Origin of the sequence: Enterococcus sp. DIV1206 (assembly GCF_051712485.1) — a bacterium.
Taxonomy (GTDB): Bacteria; Bacillota; Bacilli; order Lactobacillales; family Enterococcaceae; genus Enterococcus; species Enterococcus faecalis.
The window spans coordinates 1,389,041-1,405,208 of the sequence record NZ_JBIOOZ010000001.1 but is presented as its reverse complement, the minus strand read 5'-3'; the positions used below and the strand labels follow the sequence as shown (position 1 = coordinate 1,405,208).

At 37.0% G+C, this 16,168-nt stretch carries 16 protein-coding genes; 3 read left to right on the top strand and 13 right to left on the bottom strand.

All coding sequences use genetic code 11. The features are described 5' to 3' along the window. Positions 1 to 158: 158 nt before the first annotated feature. The gene (locus IGK86_RS06765) at positions 159 to 2,573 is read left to right on the top strand and encodes a transglycosylase domain-containing protein (protein WP_016616876.1); all 2,415 of its coding nucleotides are present in this window, start codon (positions 159 to 161) and stop codon (positions 2,571 to 2,573) included. Between the two features lie 104 nt (positions 2,574 to 2,677). On the opposite strand, the gene ccpA is transcribed toward IGK86_RS06765, so the two are convergent. Continuing rightward, the gene (ccpA, locus tag IGK86_RS06760) at positions 2,678 to 3,679 is read right to left on the bottom strand and encodes a catabolite control protein A (protein ID WP_002357319.1); all 1,002 of its coding nucleotides are present in this window, start codon (positions 3,677 to 3,679) and stop codon (positions 2,678 to 2,680) included. Between the two features lie 214 nt (positions 3,680 to 3,893). Between ccpA and IGK86_RS06755 the strand changes: the two genes are divergently transcribed. Then, the gene (locus IGK86_RS06755) at positions 3,894 to 4,997 is read left to right on the top strand and encodes an aminopeptidase P family protein (RefSeq protein ID WP_016616877.1); all 1,104 of its coding nucleotides are present in this window, start codon (positions 3,894 to 3,896) and stop codon (positions 4,995 to 4,997) included. Between the two features lie 120 nt (positions 4,998 to 5,117). Here the strand turns inward: IGK86_RS06755 and IGK86_RS06750 are convergent, their stop codons facing one another. From IGK86_RS06750 to hprK, 6 genes are all read right to left on the bottom strand, one after another. Continuing rightward, on the bottom strand, positions 5,118 to 5,705 hold the full coding sequence (locus IGK86_RS06750) for a YtxH domain-containing protein (RefSeq protein ID WP_025193984.1): 588 nt from the start codon (positions 5,703 to 5,705) through the stop codon (positions 5,118 to 5,120). Positions 5,706 to 5,720: 15 nt separating this feature from the next. Further along, positions 5,721 to 6,152, bottom strand: coding sequence for a DUF948 domain-containing protein (locus tag IGK86_RS06745; protein ID WP_002357316.1), 432 nt, complete (start codon positions 6,150 to 6,152; stop codon positions 5,721 to 5,723). Positions 6,153 to 6,329: 177 nt separating this feature from the next. Next, complete coding sequence (gene galU, locus IGK86_RS06740; RefSeq protein WP_002357314.1) at positions 6,330 to 7,226, bottom strand: UTP--glucose-1-phosphate uridylyltransferase GalU; 897 nt, start codon at positions 7,224 to 7,226, stop codon at positions 6,330 to 6,332. Positions 7,227 to 7,237: 11 nt separating this feature from the next. After that, on the bottom strand, positions 7,238 to 8,260 hold the full coding sequence (locus tag IGK86_RS06735) for an NAD(P)H-dependent glycerol-3-phosphate dehydrogenase (RefSeq protein WP_002357312.1): 1,023 nt from the start codon (positions 8,258 to 8,260) through the stop codon (positions 7,238 to 7,240). Positions 8,261 to 8,328: 68 nt separating this feature from the next. Further along, a complete protein-coding gene (lgt, locus tag IGK86_RS06730) occupies positions 8,329 to 9,162 on the bottom strand; it encodes a prolipoprotein diacylglyceryl transferase (RefSeq protein ID WP_016618333.1) in 834 nt (277 codons plus the stop codon). Positions 9,163 to 9,179: 17 nt separating this feature from the next. Beyond that, positions 9,180 to 10,115: an HPr(Ser) kinase/phosphatase gene (gene hprK / locus IGK86_RS06725; RefSeq protein ID WP_002357309.1), complete on the bottom strand. Its 936-nt coding sequence runs from the start codon at positions 10,113 to 10,115 to the stop codon at positions 9,180 to 9,182. Between the two features lie 209 nt (positions 10,116 to 10,324). Between hprK and IGK86_RS06720 the strand changes: the two genes are divergently transcribed. Further along, a complete protein-coding gene (locus tag IGK86_RS06720; RefSeq protein WP_002374708.1) occupies positions 10,325 to 11,287 on the top strand; it encodes a GIY-YIG nuclease family protein in 963 nt (320 codons plus the stop codon). Between the two features lie 34 nt (positions 11,288 to 11,321). Here IGK86_RS06720 and IGK86_RS06715 read toward each other — a convergent pair whose 3' ends face one another. The 6 genes from IGK86_RS06715 to pstB (IGK86_RS06690) form a co-directional block, all read right to left on the bottom strand. Further along, complete coding sequence (locus IGK86_RS06715; RefSeq protein ID WP_002357307.1) at positions 11,322 to 11,678, bottom strand: phage holin family protein; 357 nt, start codon at positions 11,676 to 11,678, stop codon at positions 11,322 to 11,324. Further along, positions 11,678 to 12,001: a PspC domain-containing protein gene (locus IGK86_RS06710; protein WP_002357306.1), complete on the bottom strand. Its 324-nt coding sequence runs from the start codon at positions 11,999 to 12,001 to the stop codon at positions 11,678 to 11,680. Before IGK86_RS06710 ends, IGK86_RS06715 begins: the two co-directional genes overlap by 1 nt. Positions 12,002 to 12,075: 74 nt before the next feature. Next, complete coding sequence (liaX, locus tag IGK86_RS06705) at positions 12,076 to 13,677, bottom strand: daptomycin-sensing surface protein LiaX (protein ID WP_438742196.1); 1,602 nt, start codon at positions 13,675 to 13,677, stop codon at positions 12,076 to 12,078. 208 nt (positions 13,678 to 13,885) lie between these two features. Then, entirely contained in the window at positions 13,886 to 14,563 is a 678-nt protein-coding gene (gene phoU / locus IGK86_RS06700; protein WP_002357304.1) for a phosphate signaling complex protein PhoU, read from the bottom strand. A gap of 14 nt (positions 14,564 to 14,577) precedes the next feature. Then, positions 14,578 to 15,336 carry a phosphate ABC transporter ATP-binding protein PstB gene (pstB, locus tag IGK86_RS06695; RefSeq protein ID WP_002357303.1) on the bottom strand — a complete coding sequence of 253 codons (759 nt, stop codon included), beginning with the start codon at positions 15,334 to 15,336 and terminating at the stop codon, positions 14,578 to 14,580. Between the two features lie 10 nt (positions 15,337 to 15,346). Then, positions 15,347 to 16,156, bottom strand: coding sequence for a phosphate ABC transporter ATP-binding protein PstB (gene pstB / locus IGK86_RS06690; RefSeq protein ID WP_002357302.1), 810 nt, complete (start codon positions 16,154 to 16,156; stop codon positions 15,347 to 15,349). Positions 16,157 to 16,168 lie beyond the last annotated feature (12 nt).

Genomic DNA, 16,168 nt, shown 5'->3' with positions numbered 1-16,168 from the left:
TAATAGATCAAATTCCCCTATTCATAGTAACCGATTCTGTCACACTTGAAAAGTCAAAAAATGAGATTTCCCTATTTTCTCTTAAGTTTTTTCAACAAAAAATGGCAATTGGTGTAGAAACTATTCATAGAAGCTTTTTTTTGCTATAATAACACAGAATGTATCATTTTATTGAGGTGAAGCTTTTGAAAAATAATTCAAGTAACAATAAGCAAAAACCAACGACCTCTTCTGGCGGCAATGTCTTTTTACTTATTTTAAATGTCATTATTCGCGTTTTTCAGTCATTAGTGGTTTTTGGGGTTATTCTGATTGTCTTAGGTGGCTCTCTTGGCTTAGGTATCGGAATGGGATATTTTGCTTTTCTAGTTGAAGATACACAGCCCCCAACGAAGGAAGAATTGCAAAAAGAAATCAGTGATATTACCGAAGTGTCAAAAATGACTTACGCAGACGGTACCCCGATTGCTAACATCAAATCAGATTTAATTCGGACACGAATTAATGGCGATCAAATGTCTCCATTGCTAAAAAAAGCCATTATTTCAACAGAAGATGAATATTTTGAAGAACATCATGGGGTGGTACCAAAAGCGCTAGTTCGAGCGCTGATTTCTGATGCGACAGGTATCGGCGGTTCTTCTGGTGGTTCAACATTGACTCAGCAATTGGTCAAGCAACAGATTTTAACTGACGAAACGACTTTTAAACGGAAAGCCAACGAAATTTTATTAGCTTTACGTATTGAAAAATACTTTTCTAAGGACGAAATCGTGACAACTTATCTAAATGTCTCCCCTTTTGGTCGTAATAACAAAGGTGAAAATATTGCAGGCGTGGAAGAAGCAGCCAAAGGACTCTTTGGTAAAAGTGCCAAGGACTTGAATCTTCCTCAAGCGGCCTTTATCGCAGGACTTCCCCAAAGTCCCATTGTTTACACGCCCTATACTAACACCGGTGCCTTGAAAGACGATTTGTCTTTAGGCATGAAGAGAAAAGATTTTGTTCTTTTCAGTATGTACCGAGAAAAAGCTATTTCGCAAAAGGAATATGAAGAAGCCAAAGCTTACGACTTGAAAAAAGACTTTTTACCAACTGAACAGGCCAATGTCAATACAGAAGGCTATCTATACTATACGGTGTTAGATAAAGCAGTTGAGATTGTCATGGATTTAGATATGAAAAAAGCTAAAGTTAATCGTGATGATTTAGATCAAGTTGGTTTAGATCAATATGAAGAACAAGCACGTCGCGAAATCCAGTCGCAAGGCTATACAATCCAATCAACCATTGATCAGAATATTTACAACACGATGCAAACCGCTGTCGCAAATTATGGTTATTTGCTTGATGATGGCACTGCAGATGTCAATGGGAATACAATGATTGAAACTGGCAATATTTTAATGGATAACGCTACTGGTCGTATCCTTGGTTTTATCGGCGGCAGAAACTTCGATATTAATCAAAACAACCATGCCTTTAATGCCGATCGTCAAGTTGGTTCTACGATTAAACCAATTTCTGTCTATGGTCCTGCGATTGATCAAGGAATCATTGGTTCTGAAAGTCGTCTGGCCAACTACCCAACGACTTATGCTGATGGTCGTGAATTTGTTAATTCCACAAATGTGGATTTAAATCAATTCGTGACTGTTCGGAATGCCTTGAATTGGTCTTTCAATATCCCTGTCGTTCATGTTAATAATGAGCTAAGAAAAAAAATGGGTGATGATAATTTCTCTTACAATCACTACTTAAGTAAAATGAACTATCCAGCTTCAGATGCTTGGGCTTATGAATCTGCGCCATTGGGTTCAGTAGAAACAAATGTTGTAACACAAACAAACGGCTTCCAAGCGCTTGCTAACAAAGGTAAATATCAAAAAGCCTACATGATTGAAAAAATCACAGACAATAGCGGACATGTGGTCTACGAACACAAAGATGAAGGAACGCAAGTTTATTCACCGGCGACCGCTTCTATTATGAATGACTTGTTGCGCTCAGTGGTGGATTCTGCGAATACGACAAAATTCAAACCAACGTTAGCTGGCTTGAATCCTCATCTAGCTAGTGCTGATTGGGTCGGAAAAACTGGGACAACTGATGAGTTTAAAGATTCATGGCTGATTGTCTCTACCCCAACTGTGACACTAAGTTCTTGGGCAGGACATGATCTACCAGCACCAATGACGATGACCAGCGGCGACAATAATGGAAATTATATGGCGAACTTAGCCAACGCGCTGTACTATGCGAATCCAGAATTGTTTGGCATTGGTCAAAAATTTGAATTAGATCCAAGTGTCATTAAATCAAAAGTTTCTGAATTTACTGGTGAAAAGCCTGGCTCAATTACCTATAATGGTGCCAAGTTCAATACACCTGGCAAAACAACGATTTCATACTATGCCAAAGATGGTGCACCACAAAGTACCTATAAATTTGGGATCGGTGGAACAGACAGCAATTACGCTTCTTATTGGGGAAATCTTGCTCCACGTGCCACTACAAATAATAACAACAACAATAACAATAAAAACAACGATAATAAAAAGAATAATAATTAACTCGCTAAAATGAGCCAGAAAACGTATTTTTCTGGCTCATTTTTAGGTATCAAAAAAAGGCTAAACTAAGAGTTACCGCTCTTTGTTTAGCCGTTTAATTCAATTTATTTTGTTGAACCTTTTTGATCAATTCCATAAGGTAAAACAACTGTTTTTTCTTCAATTTCTTCTTTGTTCATTAGTTTTGTTAATAAGCGCATTGACACGGCACCGATATCATATAAAGGTTGTGTAATACTTGATAGACGTGGACGAGAGACTTCTGTAAGCAATGAGTTATTGCTTGTAATGATTTCAAATTCTTCTGGAACTTTCACACCAGCATCTAGCATCCCATCTAATAAACCAATCGCTAGCTCATCATCTGTAACAAAGGCAGCAGTTGCCCCACTGTTACGGACACGCTCAGCCAAATTAATACCTGCTTTAAATTTATATTCAGATTCAAAAACTAAGCCTTCATTATAAGACAAGCCATTTTCCGCTAAAGCTTCTTTGTAGCCTTTCATTCGGTTTTGACCATTAATTGGATCGATTAATGCACCACTAACAAAAGCAATTTTTTTGTTCCCATTTTTCGCTAAAGTCGCTGTTGCATCTTTCGTTGCTTCTGTGTAATCAATATTAACGCTACCGACTTGTTCGTCTGGATCAATTGAACCTGCTAAGACAACAGGCGTTTTTGAACGTGAAAATTCACCACGAATATCATCTGTAATGCGATGACCCATAAAGATAATCCCATCTACTTGCTTGGCAAGTAAATTGTTTAATACAGTAACTTCTTTTTGATCGTCTCCATCTGAATTAGCTAAAATGATATTGTATTTATACATTGTAGCCACGTCGTCAATGCCACGTGCTAATGAAGCAAAAAATGCATTACTAACATCTGGAATAATGACACCCACTGTTGTCGTTTTTTTACTTGCTAAACCACGTGCGACTGCGTTAGGACGGTAATCTAAGCGATCAATCACTTCTAAGACTTTTTTACGCGTTGCTGGTTTTACATTGGGATTACCATTGACAACACGAGAAACAGTAGCCATAGATACATTTGCCTCTCTAGCAACATCATAAATTGTAATTGTTTGTTTTTCCATGTTTCTTCTCCTATAAATATGAATTTGTTCTCATTTTCTGAAAACACTGTTTACATTTCTTTCCTAGCCTAGAATATCAAAATTCTTCTATTTTTGCAACCGTTTTATCGTTTTTTCATGAAAATTTACTTTCCATTTCAAAAGGAACTTTTTGTCATTTCATGTTATGATAGTACTGTGATTCACTTCAGAATAAAAGAAAGAAGGATGTTTTATGAATCAAGAAAAAATTGCCGATTTAAAAAATTGGATGCACCAAGAAAAGATTGACTTCACTTATATTAGTGATCCTGGTCATATCGCTTACTTTTCCGGTTACGAAAGCGAACCTCATGAGCGCGTGTTAGCTTTGTTTATCGCTGCGGACGACCAATCATTTTTATTTACACCTGCATTAGAAGTCGAAGATGCCGAAAATAGTAGTTGGACTTATCCCGTTTATGGTTATTTAGATAGCGAAAATCCTTGGGAAAAAATTGCGACTTTATTAAATAAACGGACACAAGGCACACCACGCTTTGCTTTAGAAAAACAAGCTCTTTCTTTAGCTCGTTTCGATCAATTGAAAACCTATTTCCCTGCTAGCGATTTTTCGCATGATGTTACGCCTTTAATTGAAAAACTTCAATTAATTAAAACAGAACCTGAAATTCAACGTTTACTAGAAGCTGGTAGTTGGGCGGATGTCGCTTTTGAGATTGGCTTCAAAGCAATTCAAGCAGGCGTTGCGGAACAAGAAATTGTTGCAGAAATCGAGTATCAATTAAAACGTCAAGGTATTCGCTCAATGAGTTTTGATACGTTAGTCTTAACAGGAAAAAACGGAGCTAGTCCTCACGGGGTACCTGGCGAAACAAAAATTGAGCCCCATGACTTAGTGTTATTTGATTTAGGTGTCGTTCATAATGGCTATTGTAGTGATGCCACACGAACAGTCGGCTACTTGGAACCTTCTGATTTCCAAAAAGAAATTTATGGAATTGTTTTAGAAGCACAATTAGCAGCAACTGAAGCGGTGAAACCTGGTGTTACAGCAGGCGAATTAGATGATATTGCCCGAGGTGTAATTACAAAAGCTGGTTATGGTGAATATTTTAACCATCGCTTAGGCCATGGCATTGGAACCACTGTCCATGAATACCCATCGCTGGTTCATGGCAATGATTTAGTTATTGAAGAAGGTATGTGTTTCTCTATTGAGCCCGGTATTTACATTCCTGGAAAAGTAGGCGTTCGTATTGAAGATTGTTTACACGTAACGAAAACAGGCTCCGAACCATTCACTAAGACAACCAAAGAATTGCAAATTATCCAATAGCATAAAAATAAAATGAGGCCATCAGTCAACCGGACTGATGGCCTCATTTCTAAATTTTAAGGTAAGCCGCTGAACAAAAGCAGCGCGATATGTTGCTAGCTTTCATGAGCTAAACGCTTATTACCCTTTAAATTCTTTTTTCACGTCTTTCGCTGCATCTTTAACATCTTCTTTTGCTTCTGCAGCTTTTTCAGGAACATCTTTGGTGGTTTCTTTTGCTTCATCGACACCAGCAGAAACAGTTTCTTTGGCTGCTGCCGCAGAATCTTTAACGTCAATATAGATATCTTCTGCTGCATCTTCGGCAATTTCACCTAAATCTTGCGCGTGATCTTGAGCATCGTCAGCTACTTTTTTAAATTGATCAGATAAATCACCTGTTTGTTTTTTAAAGTTATCAAGCATGTCGCCAGAAACACCTTGTGCTTTATCCAATGAATCTTTTGTTTTTTCTTTGACAGAACCTGCCAAATCAGAGGCTTGATCTGATAAAACGCCGGCTTTTTGTTTTGCGATTTCTGTTAATTCTGTTCCTTTTTGAACAGCATAATCTGTGTAATCTTGCGCTTTGTTTTTTAAATCATCTGTTTGATTTGATAAATCATCACGTAATTCTTTACCTGATTTTGGTGCAAGTAATAATGCTGCAACGGCTGCTGCTGTTCCACCAATTACTGCTCCTAAGAAAAATCCGCCTTTTTTAGCCATAAAAATCTCCTCCAATTAGTTATTTGTTTTTTTATTTTTTGAACGCATTGCTCTAAAAGCAGAACCGCCTACTTTACTCACTAAACCAGCTTTCGCTGTGCCTTTCCCTACGGTTCCTACCTTCGTAATCAAATGTTTACTTGAGGTGTTCAATTCAGAGACACTTTCGCTTAAATCAGCAACGGCCGTAAACAACGGATCAATCGTTGCCACTTTTTGATTCACATCTGTTAATAGTTCATTACTTTTAACAAGCAAGCCTTCCACTTGGCGACTCAATACATTCACATCGCTAGTCACGACTTTGATTGTTGTATTTGTTTCATCAATTGTATCTTCAATTTTTGAAACAACTTGAGAAACTTTATATAACACAAGTACTAAAAAGATGACTAAAACAACAAATGCTACCGCTGCAATTAAGGCAGCAATTTCCCCACCTGACATATCATTACTCCCCTCTGAAATTTTATTTATAATCTTAGGATAACACCAACTTATATTTTTCACAACTCATAAAGCTAAGAATGACAATTTATTTTATAAAATTCTCATGCCCTTTTCTTTAAGAAAAAAAGCGTAAAATTTCCTTCTAACGAATTGAAATTTTACGCTTATTTTTATTTATTTTTCTTTTGGTTGCTCTTTTTTCGCTAATTGAGCACCTAAATTAATAATGTATTCTCGTAAATTATCTTTTACTTCTGGATGAGTCAAACCATATTCAATGCTTGTTTTCATAAACCCAAATTTATCGCCAACGTCGTAACGTTCTCCTTTAAACTCACGAGCAAAAACGCGTTGTGTTTTATTTAAAGTGTCAATCGCATCTGTTAACTGAATTTCGTTACCAGCGCCTGGTTTTTGATTTTCAAGTACATCAAAAATTTCAGGGGTTAATAAATAACGGCCGATAATCGCTAAATCACTTGGTGCTTCCTCAGGTTTTGGTTTTTCAACAAAGTTCTCGACATTGTATAGTCCTTTTTCGATTTCTTTTTCTGGATTGATAATACCATATTTTGAAGTATCTTCATGGGGTACTTTCATTACCGCAATTGTCGAAGCATGTGTTTGTTCGTAATCATCCATTAATTGTTTCGTTAATGGCACTTTATCTTCCATTAAATCGTCGCCTAACATCACGACAAAAGGTTCATTGCCAACAAATGCTTTCGCTTGTAAAACAGCGTGACCTAAGCCTTTCGGATGGGATTGACGAATAAAATGTAAATTAACATCCGTTGTTTCTTCGACTAATTTCAATAAATCGGTTTTATTTTTTTCTTTTAAATTATTTTCTAATTCAACATTTGAATCGAAATGATCTTCAATCGGACGTTTGGCTTTGCCTGTCACAATTAAAATATCTTCGATTCCTGAAGCTAGTGCTTCTTCTACAATAAATTGAATCGTTGGTTTATCAACAATCGGTAACATTTCTTTTGCCATCGCTTTAGTAGCCGGCAAGAAACGTGTTCCTAACCCAGCTGCTGGAATAACTGCCTTTTTAACTTTCATCTTTTTTCCTCCTAAAAATCAAGTGTAAATTCGTTTTCGGTTTTGCCATCGCGCAACATGATTTCTTTTGCTGCTTGTTGTACATCTTCGTCATTGTACAAGACATTGTAGATTGTTTCTGTGATTGGCATTTCGACTTCTAGTTGTTGTGCCAATTCATAGGCTGCTTTAGTTGTTGAAACACCTTCCACAATCATGCCCATGTTTTCTAAGACTTCATCTAACTTATGGCCTTTTCCTAATAAATTACCCGCACGCCAATTTCGAGAATGGACACTTGTACAAGTAACAATTAAATCCCCAACACCACTTAAACCAATAAATGTTAATGGGTTTGCTCCCATCGCAACCCCTAAACGACTAATTTCTGCTAAACCACGAGTCATAATTGCCGCTTTGGCATTATCACCAAAGCCTAAGCCATGAATCGCTCCGGCGCCCAAAGCAATAATATTTTTTAAGGCCGCCCCTGTTTCTACACCAATCACATCATCATTCGTATAAATTCTAAAGTAATCATTCATAAACAACTCTTGCACATACACAGCGTCTGCTAAATTTTCGCTTGCTGCTGTAATGGTTGTAATGTCATGCACAGCGACTTCTTCTGCATGGCTTGGACCAGATAAAACCACAATCCCTTGCCGTTTTTCTGCTGGAATCTCTTCCGCTATCACTTCTGAAATCCGCTTATGTGTACCTTGTTCGAGCCCTTTACTTGCATGAATAATAATTGGTTTTGTTTTTAAATGTTGGGCCACTTCTTGTGCTACTGAACGAATGGCTTTAGTTGGTACCACAAACAGTACCGCATCCACATCTACTAAAGCAGTGGCTAAATCAGTGGTTGCCTGAATTGAAGTAGGTAAGATTAATTCTGGTAAATAATGTTTGTTGGTGTGTTTTGTATTTATTTCATCGATTTGCTCTGGTTTATTTCCCCAAATACAGACCTCGTGTCCATTTTCGGCTAATACTTGAGCTAAAGCTGTCCCCCAGGAACCTGGACCTAAAACAGCGACTTTTTGTTTCATCGGTGAAACTCTCCTTTCGCTAAACAACGTTACTTCTTTAGTTTACCATATTCTTCAATCAAGTTGGATTAAGAAGTTGTTATTTTTTTCTTTTGTTTCTCCCGATTGTAAAATTTCAAATTGGGATTTCTTCTACGAACGATCACAATAACAATTGCTGCCACGAACATCACTAAAGACAACAATTGTGAGACACGAATGTTACTAAACGCATACAAACTGTCCATCCGTAAGCCTTCGATGAAGAAACGGCCGAAAGAATACCATATTATATAACCTAAAAAGACTTCGCCTTCTTTTAAAAAGTGTGGCTTTTTGCGTAATAACACTAAAACGATAAAGCCTAAAACATTCCAGACAGATTCATATAAAAATGTTGGTTGATGATACGTTCCGTTGATATTCATGTTATCAATGATAAACGATGGTAAATGGAGATTTTCTAAAAATTGTCTGGTGGTCGCTGGCCCATAGGCTTCATGATTCATAAAGTTGCCCCAGCGACCAATTGCTTGCGCTAAAATCACACTTGGTGCGGCAATATCTAAAAAAGTCCATGTAGAAATGAAACGATGACGCGTAAAGAAAAACAGCGCCAGTCCCCCACCAATAAGACCACCATAAATCGCTAAGCCACCATTTCGAGTAAAGAAAATTTCAATCGGATTGTCTACATAATCTTGCCATTGAAAAGCGACGTAATACAAGCGCGCGCCAACAATTGCTGCAGGTAATCCCCAGAGCATAAAGTCAAAGACATCATCTTCTTTTAAACCAACACGAACGGCTTCACGACTACTTAGCCAAACAGCTAAAGCAATCCCTGAAACAATAATAATTGCATACCAATAGACGGGAATACCGAAAAGGCGAAATGCAATTGAATTTACTTGAGCTAACATCATCACATCTTCTCCTTCTATTCTCCTGAATTTTCTTCAATCAAACGGGTTAAGCGCTCTTCGAACGTTTTTGTTGCATCATAGCCCATTGTTTTCGCGCGGAAGTTCATTGCTGCTACTTCAATGATAATGGCCACATTTCGGCCGGTCTTAACAGGAATACGAATCTGAGGGACATCAACGTTAGCTATTTCAACCATTGCATCATCACTACCGAGGCGATCATATTTCTTGTCTTTTTCCCATGCCTCTAAATAAACGACCAATTGAACTTGCATAAAGCCGCGGACCGCACTAGCTCCAAACAGGTTCATGACGTCAATAATCCCGATACCACGAATTTCAATTAAATGCTGCAAAATTTTTGGTGGCTCTCCAACCACGGTTAATTCATCTTGCTGATAAACATCGACACGATCGTCTGCGATTAGCCGATGTCCACGTTTAATAAGCTCTAAAGCTGTTTCACTTTTACCAATACCGCTATCTCCTTGAATCAAAACACCAAGTCCATAAACATCAACTAAAACCCCATGGACACTTGTCCGAACAGCTAAACGGCCATCTAAATAACTGGATAGTTCCCCTAGTAAACGGGAAGTTGAAATCGGTGAACGTAATACAGAAACCCCATTTTCTTTTGCTGCTGTAATTAATTCTTCGGGGATTTCTAGTCCTCTGGATACTATAAAGGCTGGAGTATCTTTCGCACATAAACGGCGCATCACTAATAAACGCTCTTCAGGCATCATTCGTTCTGCAAAGGTAATTTCTTTGCTCCCAAATAATTGTAAACGGTCATGGGAATAATAATTAAAGTACCCAGTTAATTCTAAACCTGGCCGGGAAATTTCACCAGTTTTAATTGTTCTATTTAAGCTTTCTTCATCTCCGTATACTACTTCTAAAGAAAGATTTTCTACCAGTTGATAAATCTTTACCACTTCTGTCATATCGAATGTCAGTCCTTTCTGCTACTTGTTATATTTTATCATTTAAAAATACAAGTTTCTAGCTATTCACTAGATAATTCCTAGAATTATCATATTTCAAAAAAATGAAACTATTTTTCAGTGAAATTACCTATGCTATTTCTGTTACTTGACTATTTCAGAAAACTTTGTATACTTGAAGCCGATCCTTTTAAGAAAAGAGGAAACTTATGAAAGAATATTTAAAGGAAAAAGCCCATCAATTACCGTTAACACCGGGTGTTTATTTAATGAAAGACGCAACCGACACAATTATTTATGTGGGTAAAGCCAAAAAATTAAAAAATCGCGTGTCGAGCTATTTTATTAATAGTCATCAACATTCTCGAAAGACGATGCGTTTAGTCAAACAAATTATAGACTTCGATGTTCTCCATACTGACACAGAATTGGATGCGCTCCTCCTAGAATGTCAACTGATTCAACAGTACCGGCCGCGCTATAATCGCCAAATGAATGCTTATGAACAATATTCTTATGTATCGGTAGCCGTTAATGAGCGGCAATTAGAGATTAAACTCTTAAATATTCCCACTAAAGAGAACTGTTTTGGTCCTTATTCGATTCGTCGAAAATTAAACCGTTTAAAAATAATTTTGGATAGTATCTACGATCTCGTCCCAACCAACTATTGGCATCAAACCTTTCAAAAAGAGAGTGCCATTCCGACCGAACTATTTCAACAAGAATTGTTCGACTTTTTCCATAATCAAGGACGAGAACCAATCAAACGAATTGCTCAACAAATGCAAGAAGCTGCTGAAAAACAAGCCTTCGAAAAAGCGGCAAAACTCAAAGAAGATTGGCTCTTTCTGACGCGCTTTGCAAACCAAAATCAACGAATTAGTCAAGCTAACCAACGAGATTGGCAACTGATGTGGTTACCTTGTCAGAAAAAAATCAAATACTATTTAATTTACCAAGGCTTGGTGGTAGCAACACGTGTTGTAACTAAACAAACGTTTCAAAAATATTCATCGCTTGAACTAGCAAAAAAAATCATGCCCAAAAAACCACCGAAAACAATTGAGCATTACTCGAAGCAACAAGTTGATTTTTTAAACATTTTATATGGCTATATCAGCCGCCATCCAGAATGTCACCTAGAAAATTTAACCATCGAAAAAGCCTGAAGGACGCATTTTATGCTACGTTCTTCAGGCTTTTTTATTCATATTTAGATAAATTGTGATCCGTAACGATCGTATTGACAATTGACATAATTACAGCCATTAGCACCGCTGCCCAAAAACTTGAGAAGCCAAAGTTCATTTCCCCCACAAAAAACGAGGTCATTTGTAAAATCGCTGCATTGACGACAAAGCTAAATAGACCAAACGTTAATAAAGTAAATGGGAGCGACAAGATTGTTAAGACTGGTTTCACCAACATATTTAGGATTGAGAGAACAAAGGCGGCAATAATTGCAGGCATTATGCCTCTCACATGAATCATGCCAGGAAAAACAACTGATAAAGAAATGAATGTCAGTGTATTAACAACCAATCGCTGAAAATATGTCATTAAAAGTCACTCCATTCGTCATCATCAATTTTTTCCGCTTCTTTACGTTGCTTTTTATTGGCAGCATAAGGATTTTCATTGCGAACATTTCTATTATAAGGATTTTGATGGCCGTAGCCGCGATCGCTTCCTGTTCTTCCAGAAGGGATCAAGACTGCTAAGGCAATGTATAAGAGAATGCCTGGAAATCCTGCTGAGAAAAAGCTGAGCAAGACATAAACGACACGAATAATTGTTGGGTCAATTCCTAGCCAATCAGCAATCCCAGCTAAGCTTCCTGTTAAAACCACGTTATTCGGAGATTTTGTTAGTTTTCTTTTCATATGTTTTCACCTCGTCTACTAAATTTTACACTAGAAAGGCTGATTCGTCAGCCTTTCTAGCTTAAAATTGTTAATTATTTATCCGTATCTTTTAGGAAAATACTTCCCGTTGTTGTAGAAGCATTAATTTGAGCCATTGATTCTTCCAGTACACGTCTAAAATGTAATTGTTGATTGCCGCGATCTTTCTTTTCACGAACAACTTCAATATCTGTTAAACGGCTGTTAATACTACCTAAATTCGTTTTCACTTGCCCTTCAACGCCTAAGTCATTAGGCAAGGCCAACTTGATATTCCCATTTGCAGAGCTTGCTTCAACACGGCGAAGCGTTTTTTCTTTAGCTGTAATGCGGATATCTCCATTAATCAGAGAAACACTTAGACTTTCTGGTGCCGCGGAAATAGACACATCGCCATTGACTGTTTCAATAATGTTATCTAAAATTGTTCCTTCTAGGACTTTAATTTCACCATTCACGCCTTCAATTTCTAACATAGTTGCATCAATTTTTTTAAACGTAATCGTCCCATTCGTTGATTTTGTGTAAACATCTTTCGCTGTTAACTCTTCTACTAAGACATTTCCGTTTAATAATTTAACAGATACATGATCGTAAGTGCGTTTTGGTAAATAGAACGTTAAATCTGCTTTCACCCGTTTGTTTGGCACTTGGAAAGAAATTGTTTCATCATCCACATCAATGTCACTTCGTTCTAAGAAAGCTTCCATTGGTGAATCTCCTGCCATTTTACCATATAATTTGATTTTTGCTTCGACTTTCACATCTTCTTGATCCCAAGTTTTGAAAACCACGGTACCATTTGCTACCTTGACATCAATTAAACTTGCTTGTGGATTTGGATAGTTAAATTCATGTTCAAACTTAGTTGTTGCCACACCAGGAACTTTCATTTTAATGTCTTTCCATTCCACATTATCATTCATGGTGTCACTGAAAGAATTAAATGTTTTTTTCAAGAATTCTCCCACTTGGCCGCCAACTTCGGCAACTTTGCCGCCGACTTGGTTAAAGGTGTCTGTGGCTTGATCTTTCCACTCTTCAGAGAATTGAGAAGAAACTTTTTCTTTTGTATCATTCCATTGACCTTTCCATTGTTCTTTGCGAATGCTTTTTAGTTCTTCTTCCAGTGCTGTTTTTTCAGTACTTTGAGTCGCTAATTTTTCTTCTAATTGTGCAAGTAAAACGTGCAAGTCTTTTCGTTGAACTTGTTCATCTTCTGTTAATGCATCTAATTCTTCTTTTGTATCTAATGTCCCAATTTCTTCTGCGACTTCTTTAATTTCTTCTTTAATGCCGGCAATTTCTGCGTTGACTTCGTCCAATTCAGCCGAAGCACGATTGGCTTTTGTTGCTAACTCATCAAGAATTCTTTCTAAGTTTTCACGATCTTTTTCTGCACTGTCCTGTGTATTTTCTTCAAACGAATCAACAGTAGGTCCTTCTGATTCGCCTTTTTCTAATGCATCCATTAAATCTGCGACTTGATCTTCTTTATTTGTTGTTCCAATATTTTGTGTATCAACTTTTTCAGCAGCTTTTTCGATTTGTTTTTCATCTTTTTCAGTTGCCATATTTTCTAATAAAATTAACGCTTCTTCTGACGTTAGAATACCTTTTTTCACTAATTCTAATACGCGTTCTCTTTCTTTCATGGATATTGCCTCCTTAGCAAATTTTTCACTCAATAGTGTTTTCCTTACATGCATTATTATGCCTTGTTTTTGATCATTTGTCATAGGACTTAAGAACGATTTCTTCTCATTAGTAAGGACTAGTTTTATAAAATCAGCTCATTTTACGCTAAAAAAACTAGGAATTGGTCTAAAAAAGGCCGTCTCCTAGTTTTTTTATTTGTTTTTCTTAAAATTGTTCGTCACGATTACTATTCAATTCGGTAATTTTACCAGTTGCCAAGTAAACAATCCACTCACAAATATTTGTGACATAGTCGCCAATTCTTTCCAAGTATTGTGCCACATGTAGATAATCAGTTCCGCTAATGACCGTTTCTGGATTAGCTTTCATTGCTTCTACGGCATGTTTGTAAATACTATCGAAATATTCATTAGTACGATCATCCATTTGTGCAATCATTCGTGCATCTTTTTGATCCGTTTTAACATAGGCGATTAAAACATTATCCACCATTTTTTTCACATAATCAGACATATCTGAAATTTCTTTTTCAATTTCAGGAATACGTGTTTCTCCTTTTAAGCGAATCGTTGATTTAGCAATTGAAACGGCATGGTCCGCCATTCTTTCTAAATCCGAACTAGCTTTCATAACAGTGATAATCATACGTAAGTCTGTTGTCACTGGTTGTTGTAACGCAATCATTTCAAAACTCTTTTTCTCAAGTTTGACTTCCATATCATTAATTTCAATATCGCGATCAATCACTTCTTGAGCCAATTTTTTATCATGATTAATATATGCCTTCACGGATTTATGGACGGCACTACTAACCATCATACCCATTTCATAAAATTGATTGTGCAGATTCAATAGTTCTTCTTCAAATTGTGTCCGTAACATTCTTTTTCCCCCTTTTAACCAAATTTACCAGAAATGTAATCTTCTGTTTGTTTTTCTTTTGGATTTAAAAATACTTTTTTCGTGTCATTAAATTCAATTAAATCACCTTGTAAAAAGAAGGCCGTTTTATCAGAAATCCGTGATGCTTGTGACATATTATGTGTCACCATAATCATGGTATATTTCTCTTTTAATGTTAACAGCATGTTTTCAATTTTACCACTAGAAACTGGGTCCAAGGCGCTAGTTGGTTCATCTAATAAAATAATATCTGGTTCCACAGCTAACACACGAGCGATACAAACCCGCTGTTGTTGTCCACCAGAAAGTGAAAGTGCACTTTTGTGAAGTTTATCTTTGACATCCTCCCAAACGGCAGCAGCTTTCAAACTGGTTTCAACTGCTTCATCTAAGACTTGCTTGTCTTTGACTCCTTTTAGGCGCAAGCCATAAATCACATTTTCATAAACTGAAAATGGAAATGGATTAGGCTGTTGGAAAACCATGCCAATTTCTTTACGTAATTCAACATTATCTGTTTTCGGTCCATAAATATCTTTTCCTTTATAGACGACACTTCCAGTAATAGTTACGTCTGGGATTAAATCATTCATACGATTCAAGCAACGTAAATACGTTGACTTCCCGCAACCAGAAGGACCAATCATGGCAGTTAATTCTCCTTGATTAAAAGTTAAATCAATGCCTTTCAATGCTTCTTTTTTCCCGTAATATAAATGTAAATCTTTTGATGAAATAATTTCTTTGCCCATCTTGCTCCTCCTAACCAAAATGTCCTGAAACGTAGTCTTCCGTTGCTTGAATTTTTGGTCGTGTAAAGATTTTTCTTGTATGGTCGTATTCAATGACTTTACCCATATAGAAGAAAGCTGTATAGTCACTAATCCGCGCCGCTTGTTGCATGTTATGTGTCACAATGATGATCGTGTAATCATCTTTTAAGTTCACTAACGTTTCTTCAACCGTTCCTGTTGAAATCGGATCTAACGCGCTTGCCGGTTCATCTAACAACAGAATATCTGGTTTCATCGCAATTGCCCGAGCGATACACAAACGTTGTTGTTGCCCACCAGACAGAGCTAAGGCGCTTTTGTTTAAGTTATCTTTCACTTGATCCCAAAGTGCGGCTTGCTTCAAACTTGTTTCAACGATTTCATCTAATTTTTTCTTATCCTTTTCACCATGCTGTTTCAATGCGAATGTGATATTTTCATAGATAGATTTACTAAATGGATTGGGCCGCTGAAAAACCATGCCAATGCGTTTTCTCATTTCGTAGACGTCAACTTCTTTCGTATTGACATCGACATCTTTATACATGATTTTTCCAGTAACACGTGAATTGGCAATGCCATCGTTCATACGATTTAGCGAACGTAAATACGTGGATTTACCGCAACCAGAAGGTCCAATTAAGGCGGTTATTTTGTTCTTTTCAAATTGTAAATCAACACCTTTGATAGCTTCATTGTCCCCGTAAAAGACATGTAAGTCTTCCGTGTGTAACGCAATCGGGTCTTTTTGGCTATCTAGTTGAAGTAAATGGGTATCATTTAAATTGTATTCTTTCATGCTAATTCCCCT